The organism is Variovorax durovernensis (assembly GCF_977011995.1).
On the sequence record NZ_CDRNCW010000001.1, the window covers coordinates 5451480 to 5466934 of the forward strand.

A 15455-nucleotide genomic window follows, 5' to 3' on the forward strand; every position below is an offset into this window, starting at 1 on the left:
GCGCTCAGAAGTGCATGGCGACTGCGTCGCTCACGCGGTAGTCGTGCTCGACCACCGGCATCCAGTGCCATTTGTCGAAGGTGGTGCAGGGGTGCGAAATGCCCAGGCCGACACGATCACCCACCTTGGGCGCCTCGGCTTCCTCGTTCGCATCCCAGCGCAGGTAGGCGTGCTGGTCGTTCAGCGCGGTGATCTTCCATCCGGCAGGCACGGCACCCGGCTGCAGCACGCCACGCGCCGCGCGCGCGATGGGCACGGGCAGCGAGAGGTCGAAGGAGATGTCGCGCTTGCCCACGGCCAGGATCGCCAGGCCGGCCTCGGGGCGAGACTGCACCGTGGCCCAGACTTCCATCGCGGGCACCAGGCTCTCGCCGCAACCGCAGCCCAGGCGCTCGTCCACCGCGCTCACCATGCGCTTGTAGAAGCCGTGGTCATGCGTGACGTAGCAGCCCGAGCGCAGCAGTCCGCGCACCGGCGCGCCGAGCGCGGGCCTCAGCCGGCCGGCCACGAGGTCGAAGATGGCCGAGCCGCCGGCCGAGACCAGCACCTCGTCGGTCTCGAAAAGCTTCTGGGTATCGCAATGGCGCGCCACGGCTTCCACGCGGTCCATCAGCGCCTTGGCATAGGCTGTGTCGGGCTCGCTCTGGCCGGTGGCGCCCTGCCCTTCGTAGCATTCGATGCCCACGAGCCTGACAGCCTCGCTCGCACGCAGCCCCGTGGCCAGCGCGATGGCTTCCTCATGCGTGCGGCAGCCGGTGCGGGCGCCGTCCACGCCGATCTCGATCATCACCTCGAAGGGCACGCTGGCGGGATGGCGGCTCGACCAGTCCTCGATCAGCGCGAGCTGCGCAAGCGAATCGACGAGGAACACGATGCGCAGGTCGGCATGCTGGCTCAGCAGCATCTGGATGCCCGCAAGGTCTTCATCGCTCACCACCTGGTTGGCAATGAGCGTGCGGCGCGCGCCGGCCGCCACGCCCACAGCAAGCTGCGTGACGGTGGCGAAGGTCAGGCCCCAGGCGCCGGCGTCGAGCTGGCGCTGGAAGAGCTGCGGCGACATGGTGGTCTTGCCGTGGGGTGCGAGGTCGATGCCCCACTCGCGCACGCGCGACTGCATCCAGGCCAGGTTGTGTTCCAGCGCCTCGCGCTTGAGCACGGCCAGCGGCAGCGGCAGGTCGCCGGCGAGCACGTTCCATCCGGCGGCGCCGACTTCGCTGCGGCGGCGCGGCGCCTGGGTGCGCGGGTAGCCCTTGAAGTTGCTGCCCAGCAGCGGGTCGTTGAAATCGTTGGCGGCGGTCATGGAGGTCATGCGGCGATGTTGGATAGAAGTTCTTTGGTTCGGATGCAGGCGCTGTAGTGTCCTGCTGAAATTTCTTCGAGTGCGGGCACAGTCTGCGCGCAGATGTCGATGGCATGCGGGCAGCGCGTGCGGAACACGCAGCCCGAAGGTGGCGAGATGGGGCTGGGAATATCGCCCTTAAGCGCGATGCGTTCGGTCGCCACCTCGGGGTCGGGCTTGGGGCTGGCGGCCAGCAGCGCCTGCGTGTAGGGGTGCGAGGGCCGCGCGAACAGCTCGTCGGTGGTGGCGACTTCCATCACCTTGCCCAGGTAGAGCACCACCACGCGGTCGCACAGGTACTCGACCACGTCGAGGTCGTGCGAGATGAAGAGCATCGTCAGGCCGAGGCGCTCGCGCAGGTCGGCCAGCAGGTTGATGACCTGCGACTGGATGGACACGTCGAGCGCAGACAGCGGCTCGTCGGCCACGATGAACTCCGGCTCCACCGCCAGCGCGCGCGCCACGCCGATGCGCTGGCGCTGCCCGCCGGAGAACTCGTGCGGGAAGCGGCTCGCATGCTCGGCGCGCAGGCCCACGGTTTCCAGCAGCTCGGCGATGCGCTTGTCGCGCGCGGCCGCGCCCTTGTGCAGGCCGTGCGTGGACAACGCCTCGCCGAGGATGGCGCTGATGCGCATCTTCGGGTTCAGGCTGGCGTACGGGTCCTGGAAGATGATCTGCAGCTTGCTGCGCAGCTTGCGCATGCGTTCGCCCGACAGCGCGCCGATGTCGTCGCCGCGGTACAGCACCTGGCCGCTGGTGCGTTCGAGCAGGCGCAGCACGGTGCGGCCGATGGTGCTCTTGCCCGAGCCCGATTCGCCGACGAGGCCCAGCGTTTCGCCGGGCTGGATGGCGAAGGACACGTCGTCGACCGCACGCACCGGGCGGTCGCTGCTGCCGAAGTATTTCTTGAGTCCGCGGACTTCGATGAGGGGAGCTGCGGTGGTCATCGTGAGGTCTTGGTTTTGGCTCCCTCCCCCGCTGGGGGAGGGTTGGGGTAGGGGCACGACGGCACTGGATGAAGCACTGCGCCGAACGAACGCCGCTTGCCCCCATCCCAGCCTTCCCCCAGAAGGGGAAGGAGCAACACACCAGACAGCGCGCGGGTCATGCGACCCTCGCCAAAGGTTGCGCCGCCTGCACCCGAACGCAGCGCGCCTCGCGCCCATGATGCGTTTCGATCAGCGGCGGCATCGCGGCGCTGCACTCGGGCAGCGCCAGGTCGCAGCGCGGCTCGAAGGCGCAGCCCGGCGGCGGCGCGAGCGGGCTCGACACCTGTCCGCGAATCGCGAACAGCCGCTTGGGCTTGGGCTGCCCCGGCAACCGTGCCTTGCCCGGCAGGCAGGCCAGCAGGCCCTGCGTGTACGGATGCTCGGGCTGCGCGAACAGCGGCCGCACGGGAGCGCTCTCGACCACGCGGCCTGCGTAGAGCACCACCACGTCGTCTGCATGGTGCGCGACCACGCCCAGGTTGTGGGTGATGAACAGGATGCTCATGCCCGTTTCGGCCTGCAGCCGGCGCATGAGTTCCAGGATCTGCGCCTGGATGGTCACGTCGAGCGCGGTGGTGGGCTCGTCCGCTATCAGCAGCGTCGGGTCGCAGGCCATCGCCAGCGCGATCATCACGCGCTGCCGCATGCCGCCCGAAAGCTGGTGCGGGTACTCGTGAATGCGCTGTGCTGCGGCCGGGATCTCGACCAGCTCCAGCATGCGCAGCGCATGGGCCAGCGCCGCCTTGCGGTCCAGCCCCTTGTGCAGGCGCACGCTCTCTGCAATCTGCTCGCCGATGGTGAACACCGGGTTCAGGCTGGTCATCGGCTCCTGGAAGATCATCGACAGCTGGTTGCCGCGCAGCGAGCGCATCTCGCGTTCGCCGATCTGAAGCAGGTCGAGTGTCTTGCCTTCGCGCGTCACGAACGACGCAGTGCCGCTGACCTGCGCGTTCGCGGTCTTGGGCAGCAGGCGCATCAGCGTGAGGCTGGTGACCGACTTGCCCGAGCCCGATTCGCCGACCAGCGCCGTCGTCTTGCCGGGCTGGATGGAAAAGCTCACGTCGGCCACCGAACGCACGAGGCCGTCTTCGGTGGGGAAGCTGGTGCTCAGGTTGCTGACCGCGAGGCGTGGAGAATTGGAAGCAGTGTTCATCTCGGATATGCCTTTCGCGCGGGATGCCGCAGAACCGGCTTTGCCGGGCTGCAGGTATCGCCCCCGGCGAGGGGGTTGGCGGCCACACGCAGTGGGCAAGCCTTGGGGAGTGCTTTCATGCTGTCTTCTTGAGCTTCGGGTCGAGCAGGTCGCGCACGCCGTCGCCCAGCAATTGCAGCGACAGCGCGGTGAAGATGATCGCGAGCCCCGGGAACAGCACCACCCAGAAGGCCTGGTGCGCGTACTGCTGGCTGCCCGCGACCATGGTGCCCCAGGTCGGAATCTCGGGCGGCACGCCGACGCCGAGGAAGGAGAGCCCCGCTTCCGCCAGGATCGCGTACGCGAAGATGAACGACACCTGCACCAGGATCGGCGACATCAGGTTCGGCAAGATGTGCCGCCACAGGATGCGCGAGGTGCGCACGCCCAGTGCGCGCACCGCTTCGACGAACAGCAGTTCGCGCACCACCAGCGTCGAAGCCCGCACCACCCGCGCCACGCGCGGCGTGTAGACCAGCACCAGCGCGAGCACGGTGTTCATCAGCGATGGCCCGAGGATGGCCACCAGCGCGATGGCCAGCAGGATGTCGGGGAAGGACATCATCGCGTCGACCACGCGCATCAGCGGCGTGTCGAGCCGGCGGAAGAAGCCGGCCATCAGGCCCAGCACCGTGCCGGCGACGACCGCGCCCAGCGCAGTGAGCGCCGCGATGGCCAGCGAGTAGCGCGCGCCGTGCACGATGCGCGAATACATGTCGCGGCCGAGTTCGTCGGTGCCGAGCAGGTGCTCGGCGCTCGGCGCCTTCAGGCGTTCCAGCACGGCCGTGTCGTTGGGGTCGGCCGAGGCGAACAGCGGCGCACCGATGGCCATGACGGCAATCACCAGCAGCACCAGCGCGGAAACCATCACGATGCGGCGATGCATCAGCTGGCGGAGCATTCGGGGCATACGCATCGCTCAGACCTTCACGCGCGGATCGACCACCGCATACAGCAGGTCGATCGAGAAATTGATGAGCACATAGATCGCGGCAATCACGAGCAGCGCACCTTGAATGACGGGGTAGTCGCGCCGCAGCACGGCACTGACCACGAGGTTGCCCACGCCGGGCAGGCCGAACACGGTCTCGGTGATGACGGCGCCGCCGATCATCAGCGCGACGGTGAGGCCGATCACCGTGACGATGGGCACCAGCGCGTTGCGCAACGCGTGCTTGAGCACCACCGTGCTTTCGCTCAGGCCCTTGGAGCGCGCGGTGCGCACATAGTCTTCCCCGAGCACGTCGAGCATCGAAGCGCGAGTGAATCGGATGATGAGCGCGGAGTTCAGCAGGCCCAGCACCGCGGCCGGCAGCACCAGCGAATGCAGCCGCTCGGCCAGCGCCGCATCGGGCGCGCCATAGCCCGACACCGGGAACCAGCCGAAGGACACCGCGAAGATCTGTATGAGCACGATGCCCAGCCAGAAGCTCGGAATACTCGCGCCCAGCATCGCGATGCCGGTGAACAGCTGGTCGACCACGCGCCCGCGGAACACGGCCGAGACGATGCCGCAGGGCACGCCGATCAGCGCCGCGATGGCCACGGCCATCAGCGCGAGCAGCGTGGTGGGTTCGGAGCGCTCCCACAGCGCCTGCGTCACCGGGCGCTGCAGGAAGATCGAAGTGCCCAGGTTGCCCTGCAGCACCTCGCGCAGCCAGTAGCCGAACTGCACGGGCAGCGGCTTGTCGAGGCCGTACTCTTTCTGCACGCGGGCGATGTCGGCGGCGGTGGCCTGGTCGCCCAGCAGCACCGAGACCGGATCGCCCGAGGCCGCGCGCGTGAGCACGAAGACGAGCACCGCCACGATGGCCAGCACGACGAGCATGCCGGCCGCCCGGGAGGCGATGTAGCGGAACAGCGATTTCTTCATCACGCGGAAAACTCGATGGCTGCCGCGCTGCCCACCGCAACGTACTGGCCGGTGAACTGGATGTCGCCGCCCTTGACGCGGAAGACCGTCACGTTGTCGCCCTGCTTGTTGTGGCACACGTATAGGAACCTGCCGCTCGGGTCGAGCGTGCAGCTGCGCGGGTAGTTGCCTCGCGACCATTCCTCGCGCACCAGCGTGGGCGCGCCGGAGCGTGCGTCGATCTTGAAGAGCGAGATCGAGTCGTGCAGGCGGTTCAGCGACACGAAGTGCTGGCCGTCCGGCAGCATGCGGATGCCCGATGCGTAGCTGGTGCCCTTGAAACCCTTGGGCAGCGCGGAGGTCTCGCTCACCGGCGTGAGCACGCCGCTGGCGTCGTCGTAGCGCATGAAGGCGATGGTCGAGGCCTCCTCGTTCACCAGGTAGAACCACTTGCCGTTCGGATGGAAGATGAAATGGCGCGCGCCCGAGCTTTCGGACACGGCCACCGTGCTGGGCTGGCTCAGCACGCCGGTGCCGCGGTCGAAGCGGTACGAGATGACGCGGTCGAGCCCCAGGTCTGCCACCAGCACGAAGTTGCCCTTCGGGTCGGCATGCACCATGTGGGCATGCGGGCCGTCATGGTCGCTGGTGGCAAAGCCTTCGTGCGAACGCGCGGCGGCCGGCACCACGTCGGCGCCGGGCTTGCACGCGGTGGCACCGCAGGCGTCGGCATCCTTGTAGACGACGGCGGCGCGGTCGGTGTCGGGCGTGCCGTCGGCGCGCAGCGCGATCACGCTGACGTCGCCGCTGGCGTAGTTGGCGGTGAAGAGAAAGCGGCCATCGGGATGCACGCTGATGTAGGCCGGGTCCTTGCCGCCGCAGGGCACTTCGGCCACGAACGACAGCGCGCCGTTCGCGCCGATGCCTGTACCGATACGAAAAGCCGAGACCGAGCCGGCCTCGAACTCGTTGGCCGCGTACAGCATGGGCAGCGTGGGGTGGCGCGCCAGCGACGCGGGGTTGCGCAGCTTGGCGCCCTCCCCCGTGCTGGCCACGGCCGGCGGCGCGTCGGGAATGGGCTTCAGCGCGCCGGACACGCTGTCGAGCACGAACTGGTGCACGCCCAGTCCGCGCCCGCCGCGCCACGGCTTGCCGCCGTCGCTGTAGGTGCCGACGTAGGCGTAGACAGGGCCGGACGTTGCGGCCCGGACGGTGGAGGCGGTGAGGCCGAGGGCTCCGAGGCCGGAGGCCAGTGCGCTGGCTTGCAGAAGTTGGCGACGCGACGGCATGGCTGTACTCCCCGCCTTACTTGATCTTCGCGTTCCAGAAGAACGGCCAGGTCGCGGGCGTGTAGTTGTCCAGCGCCGGGCTCTTGGCCGAGAGGCCGTTGAACTTGCCGACGTTGATGTAGGGCACTTCGTCGTAGACGACCTGCTGCACCTTGCCCCACAGCGCGCCGCGCTTGGCCGGATCGCTTTCTACGTTGAAGGCCTGCAGCGCCGACTTCTTCGCTGGCGTGTCCCACCAGCCGGGCGCGCCGTCGCCAAGCTGCGGCGGCGAGAGCATGGGCTCGGGGAACTGGCCCGAATGCGTGACGTAGACGTCCCACAGCTTGGCGTCGTTGCGGCGCTGCACCAGCGTGGCCCAGTCGACCACGTTGAGGTCGACCTTGAAGCCGGCGCGCTTGAGCTGCTCGGCCATCAGCAGCGCCATGTTGTAGTGGAAGTCGTATTGGCGGCTGGTGAGCACGCGGATCGGCTCGCCCTTGTAGCCGGCCTTGGCCGCGAGTTCCTTGGCCTTGGCGGCGTTGCGCTGGTTGTACTGGTCGGCGCCGGCAGTCGAATAGAAAGGCGAGCCCTTGGGAAAGTGATTGGCCTCGGCCACGAAGAAGCGCGTGTCGCCGAAGCCTGCCGCGAGCATCTCGCCTTCGCCCAGCGCAGTCTGGATCGCCTGGCGCACCGGCTGGCTGGCAGCCACGCCTTCCTTGGTGTTCAGCACGAGGTACGGGAAGCCGAACGAGGGCGTCATGATCGGCACGGTCTTGCCGCCCGACTTCTCCAGGCGCGGCAGGGCTTCGACCGGCAGCAGGTCGGCAAAGTCGTACTGGCCGGCCAGCGCGCCTTCGACGCGGGTGCTGGCGTTGGGCACAGGCACGAAGCGCAGCTCTTCGATGGCCGCTTCGCGCTTGCCGCCGTAGCCGCTCGGGGCCTCCTTGCGGGCCGAATATTTGTCGAAGCGCGTGAGCAGCACGAACTGGTCGGGGCGGCGTTCCTTGAACTTGTAGGGACCGGTGCCGACGAAGTCCTTCAGCGGCGAGGCGATCGAGTCCTTGGCCATGATGGCCGCCATGCCGCTGGGCAGCGCAAGCTGCGACAGCAGCGGCGCATAAGGCTCCTTCAGCACAACCTCGACGGCCAGCGGGCCCTTGGCCTTGAGGCTGTCGATTTCCTTGCCCACGGCCTTGCCGCGCGGCGACTGGTCCATCCAGCGCTGCAGGCTGGCCACCACGTCGTCAGCCGTGAGCTCGCGGCCGTTGTGCAGCATCACGCCGCGGCGCAGGGTGATGGCGTAGGTCTTGCCGTCGGCCGAGATCTTCGGCATGCCCTCGGCCAGCATCGGCACCACGTTCCACTTGGCGTCGAAGGTGTAGAGCGTCTCGTACACGTGCTGCATGATGGTTCCGACCAGGTCGGCGGTGGATGCCATCGGGTCGAGCGTCTGCGGCTCGGCCACCATCGCCAGCGTGGCGAAATTGCGCGGGCCCTGGGCATGGGCGCTCTGGCAGGGCAGCGCGGCGCACAGCATCGCGAGCAGGGAGGCGCCCAGCAGGCTGCGCTTCGACAGCATGGGCAGGCGCTGGACAAGACCGACGTGGGGCATGGGGAACTCCTTCATGGGGCGGGCGAGTTTGTGAAAGAAATTTTCTTTTCTGGCCGGACTTTGAAGCACTATCCATGCCAAATCATCCGTGTTAACCCTTGATTGAGGGTTTTTCTGAAATAGATTTTCAGATTGGATGGATACTCGCGGCGTCCCGTTCCCAGACAGTCCTTCAACCTCCAGGAGTCCCCATGCCTCTCGAATACCTCGGCGCCCCGCCCCTCGCCTCCGACCGCCAGGTGCGTCCGTTCTCCCCGGCCGTGCGCGCCGGCGACTTCGTCTACGTGTCGGGCCAGGTGCCCGTCGACAAGAACGGCGAGCTGGTGGTGGGCGGCATCGAGGCGCAGACGCGCCAGGTGATGGAAAACATCAAGGCCGTGCTCGCGCTGGCCGGCGCCACGCTCGACGACGTGTGCAAGAGCACCGTGTGGCTGCAGGACGCGCGCGACTTTGGTGCCTTCAACCGCATCTACATGGGCTACTTCGGCGAGAACAAGCCGGCGCGCTCGACCACCGAGGCGCGGCTGATGATCGACGCGCGCGTCGAGATCGACGTCGTCGCGTACAAGCCCAAGGCCTGATCAGCCTCTCAGCCTTTCTGCAGTTCGGTCTTGCGCTGGATGATGCGCGAGACCAGCCCGTATTCGACGGCTTCTTCAGCCGACAGCCAGCGGTCGCGCTCGATGTCTGCCAGCACCACGTCGATGGGCTTGCCGGTCTCGCGCGCGATCTCGTGCGCGATGCGCTGGCGGGCCTTGATGATTTCCTGCGCCTGGATGGCAATGTCCGTCGCCTGCCCGCCCGCGCCGCCGCTGGGCTGGTGAATCAGGAAGCGCGTGTTGGGCAGGCATACCCGGCGCTCGCGCGGTGCAGCCAGGAACAGGTGAGTGGCCGCGCTGCCGACCCAGCCGGTGCCGATCATGTTCACCGGCGCGCTGATGAAGCGCACGATGTCGTGGATGGCGTCGCCCGACTCCAGGTGCCCGCCCGGCGAACTCACGAGGATGTCGATGGGCTTGTCGGCGCTGTCGGCATCCAGCGCGATGAGCCGGCGCGTGACGTCGGCAGCCACCGAATCGCTGATGCTGCCGAAGATCAGCAGCGTGCGCGACTTGAACGCCTTTTCCTCCAGGTAGGAGTTGCGCGGCTCGGCGGTGGCGGCGGGCTTGGTGTCGTCATCGGATTCCATCGAGAACATGGGCATGTCGGACATGAAGAAAGCTCCTGTGGTTGGACTGTCTTGACGAACAAGCCCACAGTTTCGTGACATTGCGGGCTATGGCAAGCTGCGGCGATGCTCGATGAACGCTATCTCTCGCAATTCCCGGCACTGAGAAGCCGGCTGGTTCGCGCGGCGGCGCGCATGCTGGGCGGCGTGGCGGAAGCCGAGGACGTGGTGCAGGACACCTACCTGCGCGCGCTCGAAGCGGGAGACAAGCCCGGACCCGACTCGACGCAGGCCTGGCTGACCACGGTGATGCAGAACCTGGCCATCGACCGGCTGCGGCGCGACAACTGGATGCAGCGCTGGCTGCATGAAGCCGGAGGGCTCGCAGCCCAGGCCCCGTCGGCGGAAGCCGATGCGGCGCAGGCCCAATCCATCGATCAGGCGCTGCGCCTCATCGCCTCCAGGCTGTCGCCGGCCGATGGTGCCGCCGTGCTGCTGCGCGAAGTCTTCGAAGCCAGCTTCAAGGAAATTGCAGAGGCCAGCGGCAAGACCGGGGCGGCCTGCCGGCAGCAACTGCATCGCGCGCTGCTGCGGCTGCGCCATGAAAGGAACGAAGACGAAGCCGGATCGGATGCGGTCTTCCACGCCTACCGGCAGGCGCTGGGTGAATGCGATGCGCGGACGCTGCTTGCGCTGCTGCGGCAGCCGCCGACACGGGCCGTTGCAATGTCGGCTGCCTTTACCCCCGCCCGGACGCAGCGCACCGCCTGCCAGGTCGTGCAGATCGGTGGTCGGCTCGGGCTGGTGCTGACGCTGGGAGGAAAGGTCTTGTGCGTGCTGCCGCTAGACGCGAGGCCGGTGGACGAAGAACAGGAAGCAACTCTGCTGTCTTAGCCCCTTCCCCCTCTGGGGGAGGGAGAAAGACAAAACAATCAGCCCGCCAGCCGCCCAGCCACCAGCTGCAGCACCCGGTCACACCGCTTCGCCAGCTCCTGGTCATGCGTGACCATCACGAACGCCGTGCCGTGCCGGTGCGCCAGGTCGAGCATCAGCGCGAACACCGTGTCCGCCGTGCTGCGGTCGAGGTTGCCGGTGGGCTCGTCGGCCAGCACGCAGGCCGGTTGCGTGACCAGCGCGCGCGCAATCGCCACGCGCTGGCGCTCGCCACCCGACAGCTCGGCCGGCCGATGGTGCAGGCGCTGGCCCAGGCCCACGCTTTCGAGGATCTTCGATGCCGCATTCGTGGCCGTCGCCGGCTCCACGCGCCGGATCTTCAGCGGCATCGCCACGTTGTCGAGCGCACTGAACTCCGGCAACAGGTGGTGGAACTGGTAGACGAAACCCAGGTGCTGGTTGCGCAGCCGCCCCTGCTCGGCCGCGTCGGCATGGGCGATGTCCTTGCCCAGCAGTTCGACCTTGCCCGAGGTGGGCGCGTCGAGCCCGCCCATCAGGTGCAGCAGCGTGCTCTTGCCGGAGCCCGAGGCGCCGACGATGGCCAGGGTTTCGCCGGCATGCACGTCGAGGTCGACGCCGTGCAACACGGTCAGGTCTAGGCGGCCTTCGTGGAAACGCTTGGTGAGGCCTCGGGCCTTCAATACAACACCATTGGCGCCGGGCCGCCCCAAGCCGATGGCGGCCCCCTCGGGGGGCAGCGAGGACACGGCAGTGCCGAGCGTGGGGGTCATTTCACTCATAGCGCAGGGCCTCGGCCGGGTTCACGCGGCTGGCGCGCCAGCTCGGATACAGGGTGGCCACGAAGGACAGCACCAGGGAAATGATGGCAATGGGCACGATGTCGCTTTGCTGCGGGTCGCTCGGCATCTTGCTGATGAGGTAGATGTCCTTCGGCAGGAAGCTCGCATGGAACAGCCGCTCCAGGAAGGGCACGATCACGTCGATGTTGTAGGCGATGCCCAGCCCCAGCAGCAGCCCGGCCACGGTGCCGATCACGCCCACCATCGCGCCCTGCACCACGAAGATGCCCATGATGCTGCGCGGCGAGCTGCCCAGCGTGCGCAGGATGGCGATGTCGGCGCGCTTGTCGGTCACCGTCATGACGAGCGTGGACACCAGGTTGAAGGCCGCCACCGCCACGATCAGCGTGAGGATGATGAACATCATGCGTTTCTCGACCTGCACGGCCGCGAACCAGGTCTTGTTCTGGCGGGTCCAGTCGCGGATGAGGAATTCGCCCGGCAGGCTCACGGCCAGCTGGTCGGCCACTTCGCGCGCTTCGTTGAGGTCCTTGAGCTTCAGGCGGATGCCGGTCGGGCCTTCGAGGCGGAACACCTTGGCCGCGTCCTGCTCGTGGACCATGGCGAGCGCCGAGTCGTACTCGTAGTGGCCGGAGTCGAAGGTGCCGACCACGGTGAACTGCTTCAGCCGCGGCACCACGCCAGCCGGCGTGACCTGGCCACCCGGCGCCACCAGCGTGACCTTGTCGCCCGGCTGCACGAACAGCGAGCGCGCCAGCTCGGCGCCCAGCACGATGCCGAATTCGCCCGGCACCAGCTTGTCGAAGGTGCCATGGGCGGCGATGCTGTTGGTGTCGGTCACTTCGGGCTCGAGCTTGGGGTCGATGCCGCGCACCACCGTGCCCTTCATGTCCTCGCCGCGCGCAATGAGCGCCTGCGTGTTGATGAAGGGCGCCGCGCCGATCACCTCGGGATGCTTGCGCGCCGCCGCCATGATTTCTTCCAGCTGCGGCAGCGCCTGCCCGTCGCGCGAGAAGATCTCGATGTGCGACACCACGCCGAGCATGCGGTCGCGCACTTCCTTCTGGAAGCCGTTCATCACACTGAGCACAATGATCAGCGCCGCCACGCCCAATGCGATGCCGAGCATCGATACACCGGAGATGAAGGAGATGAAGCCGTTGCGCCGCGTCGCCCGGCCTGCGCGCGTGTAGCGCCAGCCGAGCTGCAGTTCATAGGGGAATCGCATCAAATTTCCCGCCGAGCCGCCTCAAGGGAAATTTGCCCACCCTCGGGGGGCAGCGAATACACGAAGTGATGAGCGAGGGGGTAGGTCATACGTCGGAATTGTGGCATTCCGGATGACCTCAGGGCTTCCCGGACAATAGGGAGATGGCCGAAACCCTCCCACGTCACCTGTTGATCCCCTTTGCCGGCCGCGGTTCCCCGGCATGCCGCGCGGCGCTGCCCACATTGCGGCTCCCCAATCTCGAGACCCTGCTGCTGCGCCTGACCCTCGCGGACACCGACACGCAGGACGAAAGCACGCGCTCACCACCCCACGAACGCGCGCTCGCGCGGGCGCTGGGCATTCCGGCCGCCGACGGCTGCATCCCCTGGGCCGCACTCGAGGCCCGGCGCCTGGGCATCGCCGCCGCCGGCGACACCGAGGGCTGGGGCCTGGTCACGCTGTGCAACTGGCAGGTCGGCATCGACGACGTGGTGCTGGGCGATCCGTCCGCCATCGAGATCGACGCCGGCGAATCGGCCGCGCTGCTGGAAGCCGCCCGGCCCTTCTTCGAGGAAGACGGCATCGCGCTGCACCCCTCGCCCGTGCCCGGCCGCTGGCTGGCGCGTGCGCACATCTTCGACGGACTGGCCACCGCCTCCATCGACCGTGCCGTGGGCTGGCCCATCTCGCAGTGGTCGCCGCTGGCCGAGGCGGCCCGGCCGCTGCGCCGCCTGCAGAACGAAATGCAGATGCTGCTCTACACCCAGCGCGTGAACGACGACCGCGCCGCGCGCGGCGTGCCGCCGATCAACTCGTTCTGGCTCAGCGGCACCGGCTCGCTGGCGGCGCAGCCCCTGCCGAGCGCCGCCTCCGAAACCACCGTGAGCGAGGCCCTGCGCGTCGCCGCCATCCGCGACGACGGCGTCGGCTGGGCCGCCGCCTGGCAGGCGCTGGACGCGGGCGACATCGCCTCGCTGCTGGCCGACTACACGCGCGGCGCCGATGTGTCGCTCACGCTGTGCGGCGACCGCGCGGCGCAGCGCTACACCGTGCAGCAGCGCGGGCTCAGCCGCTGGGCCAGGAGCCTGTTCGACCGCAAACGCGCGGCCGGCGTGCTGGAGTCGCTATGAAGATCGTCGACCGCGAGATCCCTCCGCGCACCGTCTGGGCGCTGGAGCAGGCCGGCGTGCACCCGCTGCTGGCCCGCCTGTTCGCAGCGCGCGGCGTGCGCGCCAAGGACGAGCTCGACGACGGCCTCGCCCGCCTGCTGCCGCCCGACACCCTGCGCGGCGCGCAAGACGCCGCCGTCCTGCTGGCCGACGCCATCGCGCAGGACAAGCGCCTGTGCATCGTGGCCGACTACGACTGCGACGGCGCCACCGCCTGCGCGGTCGGCGTGCGCGGCCTGCGCCTGCTGGGCGCCAGGAACGTGAGCTACCTCGTGCCCGACCGCGTGGTCGACGGCTACGGCCTCACGCCGCCCATCGCCGAGCGCGTGGGCGACAGCGGCGCCGACATGCTGATCACCGTCGACAACGGCATCGCCAGCGTCGAGGGCGTGGCCGCCGCCAAGGCGCGCGGCCTGCAGGTGCTGGTGACCGACCACCACCTGCCCGGCCCGGAGCTTCCCCTGGCCGACGTGCTGGTCAATCCGAACCAGCCCGGCTGCGAGTTCGAGAGCAAGAGCATCGCGGGCGTCGGCGTCATGTTCTACGTGCTGCTGGCGCTGCGTTCGGAGCTGCGCAGGCGCGGCGTGTTCGACACGCCTGCGCCCGCCGCCGGGCCGCCCCAAGGCGGGCCAGCCTCCCCCTCGGGGGGTGGCGAAGCACACGAAGTGACAAGCCGGGGGGCAGGCAAACCCCAGCCCAAGCTCGACGCGCTGCTGCCGCTGGTCGCGCTCGGCACGGTGGCCGACGTGGTGAAGCTCGACGCCAACAACCGCCGCCTCGTGGCGCAGGGCCTGCGCCGCATCCGCGCCGGCGCAATGCCCGCCGGCGTGGCCGCGCTGTTCAAGGCGGCGGGCCGCAATGCCTCTGCGGCCACCACCTTCGACTTCGGTTTCGCGCTGGGCCCGCGCATCAACGCGGCCGGCCGGCTGGCCGACATGACGCTGGGCATCGAATGCCTGCTGACCGACGACGCCGGCCGCGCCGAAGAACTCGCGCGCATGCTCGACGGCATCAACCGCGAGCGGCGCGACATCGAGGGCGGCATGCGCGACCAGGCACTGCTGCTGGCCGAGTCGCTGTTTTCCACCAGCGCCGATGGCGAGGGCATAGCGGCACCGCCGCCGGCCATCAGCGTGTTCGACGCGGCCTTCCACGAAGGCGTGGTGGGCATCGTGGCCTCCCGCATCAAGGACCGTTTCCACCGACCGACCTTCGTCTTCGCCGCGAGCGGCGCGCCGGGCAAGGAGCAGGAGCTCAAGGGCTCGGGCCGCTCGATCCCGGGCTTCCACCTGCGCGATGCGCTCGATCTCGTGGCCAAGCGCCATCCGGGCGTGCTGCTGCGCTTCGGCGGCCATGCGATGGCGGCCGGCTGCACGGTGGCGCGCGAGCATTTCGAGACTTTCGAGAAAGGCTTCGCCCAGGTCGCCCGCGAGCTGCTGGCCGAGGCCGCGCTCACCCGGCAGATCGAGACCGACGGGCCGATAGCGCGCGAGTACATGCGCATCGACCTCGTCGACACGCTGCACCGCGAGGTCTGGGGCCAGGGCTTCGCGCCGCCGACCTTCAGCGAAGAGGTCGAGGTGGTATCGCAGCGGCTGGTGGGCGAAAAGCACCTGTCGCTCAAGCTCAGGCACCAGGGCCAGCCTATCGACGCCATCTGGTTCAGCCACACCGAGCCGCTGCCGCCCAGGGTCAAGCTGGCGTTCCGGCTCGACGCGGACGAATGGCAGGGCGTGCGCCGGCTGCGCTTCCTGGTGGAAGGCGCGGAGTTCTAGCGGAAAAGCGTCAGGCAGGCTGCGAGGCCGGCAATTTGTGAGACGCGGTGCATGGCCCGATGCGGCCTGGCGGATACGATCGGTTACCGCCTTTCAAGGCGATTTTTTCCTCGAACCGCCCGGATGCCGTTTCTGTCCCGCCCCTACTCTCCTTTCATCAAAGGCC

The 15455-nt window shown here is 68.4% G+C and carries 14 protein-coding genes; 4 read left to right on the top strand and 10 right to left on the bottom strand.

Annotated features, from left to right (window positions below):
• Positions 1 to 4: 4 nt before the first annotated feature.
• The 7 genes from ACWV14_RS25915 to ACWV14_RS25945 all read right to left on the bottom strand — a co-directional run bounded on the left by ACWV14_RS25915 (position 5) and on the right by ACWV14_RS25945 (position 8252).
• Complete coding sequence (locus ACWV14_RS25915) at positions 5 to 1300, bottom strand: amino acid deaminase (RefSeq protein ID WP_454906073.1); 1296 nt, start codon at positions 1298 to 1300, stop codon at positions 5 to 7.
• Between the two features lie 5 nt (positions 1301 to 1305).
• Positions 1306 to 2286: an ABC transporter ATP-binding protein gene (locus tag ACWV14_RS25920; protein ID WP_454904426.1), complete on the bottom strand. Its 981-nt coding sequence runs from the start codon at positions 2284 to 2286 to the stop codon at positions 1306 to 1308.
• 157 nt (positions 2287 to 2443) lie between these two features.
• The gene (locus ACWV14_RS25925) at positions 2444 to 3481 is read right to left on the bottom strand and encodes an ABC transporter ATP-binding protein (RefSeq protein WP_454904427.1); all 1038 of its coding nucleotides are present in this window, start codon (positions 3479 to 3481) and stop codon (positions 2444 to 2446) included.
• Positions 3482 to 3596: 115 nt separating this feature from the next.
• Complete coding sequence (locus tag ACWV14_RS25930; protein ID WP_454904428.1) at positions 3597 to 4436, bottom strand: ABC transporter permease; 840 nt, start codon at positions 4434 to 4436, stop codon at positions 3597 to 3599.
• A gap of 3 nt (positions 4437 to 4439) precedes the next feature.
• Positions 4440 to 5381 (bottom strand): ABC transporter permease, encoded by a 942-nt coding sequence (locus tag ACWV14_RS25935; RefSeq protein WP_454906075.1) that lies wholly within the window; start codon positions 5379 to 5381, stop codon positions 4440 to 4442.
• A gap of 11 nt (positions 5382 to 5392) precedes the next feature.
• Positions 5393 to 6661, bottom strand: a complete 1269-nt coding sequence (locus tag ACWV14_RS25940; protein ID WP_454904429.1) for a lactonase family protein — start codon at positions 6659 to 6661, stop codon at positions 5393 to 5395.
• A gap of 16 nt (positions 6662 to 6677) precedes the next feature.
• Positions 6678 to 8252: an ABC transporter substrate-binding protein gene (locus ACWV14_RS25945; protein ID WP_454904430.1), complete on the bottom strand. Its 1575-nt coding sequence runs from the start codon at positions 8250 to 8252 to the stop codon at positions 6678 to 6680.
• 191 nt (positions 8253 to 8443) lie between these two features.
• Here ACWV14_RS25945 and ACWV14_RS25950 point away from each other — a divergent pair, with 191 nt between their 5' ends.
• Positions 8444 to 8833 carry a RidA family protein gene (locus ACWV14_RS25950; protein ID WP_454904431.1) on the top strand — a complete coding sequence of 130 codons (390 nt, stop codon included), beginning with the start codon at positions 8444 to 8446 and terminating at the stop codon, positions 8831 to 8833.
• An 8-nt stretch (positions 8834 to 8841) separates the two neighbouring features.
• Here ACWV14_RS25950 and ACWV14_RS25955 read toward each other — a convergent pair whose 3' ends face one another.
• Positions 8842 to 9441, bottom strand: coding sequence for an ATP-dependent Clp protease proteolytic subunit (locus tag ACWV14_RS25955; RefSeq protein ID WP_422089072.1), 600 nt, complete (start codon positions 9439 to 9441; stop codon positions 8842 to 8844).
• A gap of 105 nt (positions 9442 to 9546) precedes the next feature.
• On the opposite strand from ACWV14_RS25955, the gene ACWV14_RS25960 reads away from it, so the two are divergent.
• Positions 9547 to 10314, top strand: a complete 768-nt coding sequence (locus tag ACWV14_RS25960) for a sigma-70 family RNA polymerase sigma factor (protein ID WP_454904432.1) — start codon at positions 9547 to 9549, stop codon at positions 10312 to 10314.
• Between the two features lie 38 nt (positions 10315 to 10352).
• Here ACWV14_RS25960 and lolD read toward each other — a convergent pair whose 3' ends face one another.
• Both lolD and ACWV14_RS25970 read right to left on the bottom strand, forming a co-directional pair.
• Entirely contained in the window at positions 10353 to 11114 is a 762-nt protein-coding gene (lolD, locus tag ACWV14_RS25965; protein ID WP_454904433.1) for a lipoprotein-releasing ABC transporter ATP-binding protein LolD, read from the bottom strand.
• Positions 11107 to 12363, bottom strand: a complete 1257-nt coding sequence (locus ACWV14_RS25970) for a lipoprotein-releasing ABC transporter permease subunit (RefSeq protein WP_422088022.1) — start codon at positions 12361 to 12363, stop codon at positions 11107 to 11109. The genes lolD and ACWV14_RS25970 overlap by 8 nt, the downstream gene beginning before the upstream one ends.
• Before the next feature lie 143 nt (positions 12364 to 12506).
• Between ACWV14_RS25970 and ACWV14_RS25975 the strand changes: the two genes are divergently transcribed.
• The gene (locus ACWV14_RS25975) at positions 12507 to 13475 is read left to right on the top strand and encodes a hypothetical protein (RefSeq protein WP_454904434.1); all 969 of its coding nucleotides are present in this window, start codon (positions 12507 to 12509) and stop codon (positions 13473 to 13475) included.
• Positions 13472 to 15289, top strand: coding sequence for a single-stranded-DNA-specific exonuclease RecJ (recJ, locus tag ACWV14_RS25980; RefSeq protein WP_454904435.1), 1818 nt, complete (start codon positions 13472 to 13474; stop codon positions 15287 to 15289). Before ACWV14_RS25975 ends, recJ begins: the two co-directional genes overlap by 4 nt.
• The last annotated feature ends 166 nt before the right edge of the window (positions 15290 to 15455 follow it).

Bases quoted from the DNA above. Each gene is read 5' to 3' on its own strand.
- ACWV14_RS25915 (WP_454906073.1), bottom strand. From the start codon at position 1,300: ATGACCGCCGCCAACGATTTCAACGACCCGCTGCTGGGCAGCAACTTC.
- ACWV14_RS25920 (WP_454904426.1), bottom strand. From the start codon at position 2,286: ATGACCACCGCAGCTCCCCTCATCGAAGTCCGCGGACTCAAGAAATAC.
- ACWV14_RS25925 (WP_454904427.1), bottom strand. From the start codon at position 3,481: ATGAACACTGCTTCCAATTCTCCACGCCTCGCGGTCAGCAACCTGAGC.
- ACWV14_RS25930 (WP_454904428.1), bottom strand. From the start codon at position 4,436: ATGCGTATGCCCCGAATGCTCCGCCAGCTGATGCATCGCCGCATCGTG.
- ACWV14_RS25940 (WP_454904429.1), bottom strand. From the start codon at position 6,661: ATGCCGTCGCGTCGCCAACTTCTGCAAGCCAGCGCACTGGCCTCCGGC.
- ACWV14_RS25945 (WP_454904430.1), bottom strand. From the start codon at position 8,252: ATGCCCCACGTCGGTCTTGTCCAGCGCCTGCCCATGCTGTCGAAGCGC.
- ACWV14_RS25950 (WP_454904431.1), top strand. From the start codon at position 8,444: ATGCCTCTCGAATACCTCGGCGCCCCGCCCCTCGCCTCCGACCGCCAG.
- ACWV14_RS25955 (WP_422089072.1), bottom strand. From the start codon at position 9,441: ATGGAATCCGATGACGACACCAAGCCCGCCGCCACCGCCGAGCCGCGC.
- ACWV14_RS25960 (WP_454904432.1), top strand. From the start codon at position 9,547: ATGCTCGATGAACGCTATCTCTCGCAATTCCCGGCACTGAGAAGCCGG.
- lolD (WP_454904433.1), bottom strand. From the start codon at position 11,114: ATGAGTGAAATGACCCCCACGCTCGGCACTGCCGTGTCCTCGCTGCCC.
- ACWV14_RS25970 (WP_422088022.1), bottom strand. From the start codon at position 12,363: ATGCGATTCCCCTATGAACTGCAGCTCGGCTGGCGCTACACGCGCGCA.
- ACWV14_RS25975 (WP_454904434.1), top strand. From the start codon at position 12,507: ATGGCCGAAACCCTCCCACGTCACCTGTTGATCCCCTTTGCCGGCCGC.
- recJ (WP_454904435.1), top strand. From the start codon at position 13,472: ATGAAGATCGTCGACCGCGAGATCCCTCCGCGCACCGTCTGGGCGCTG.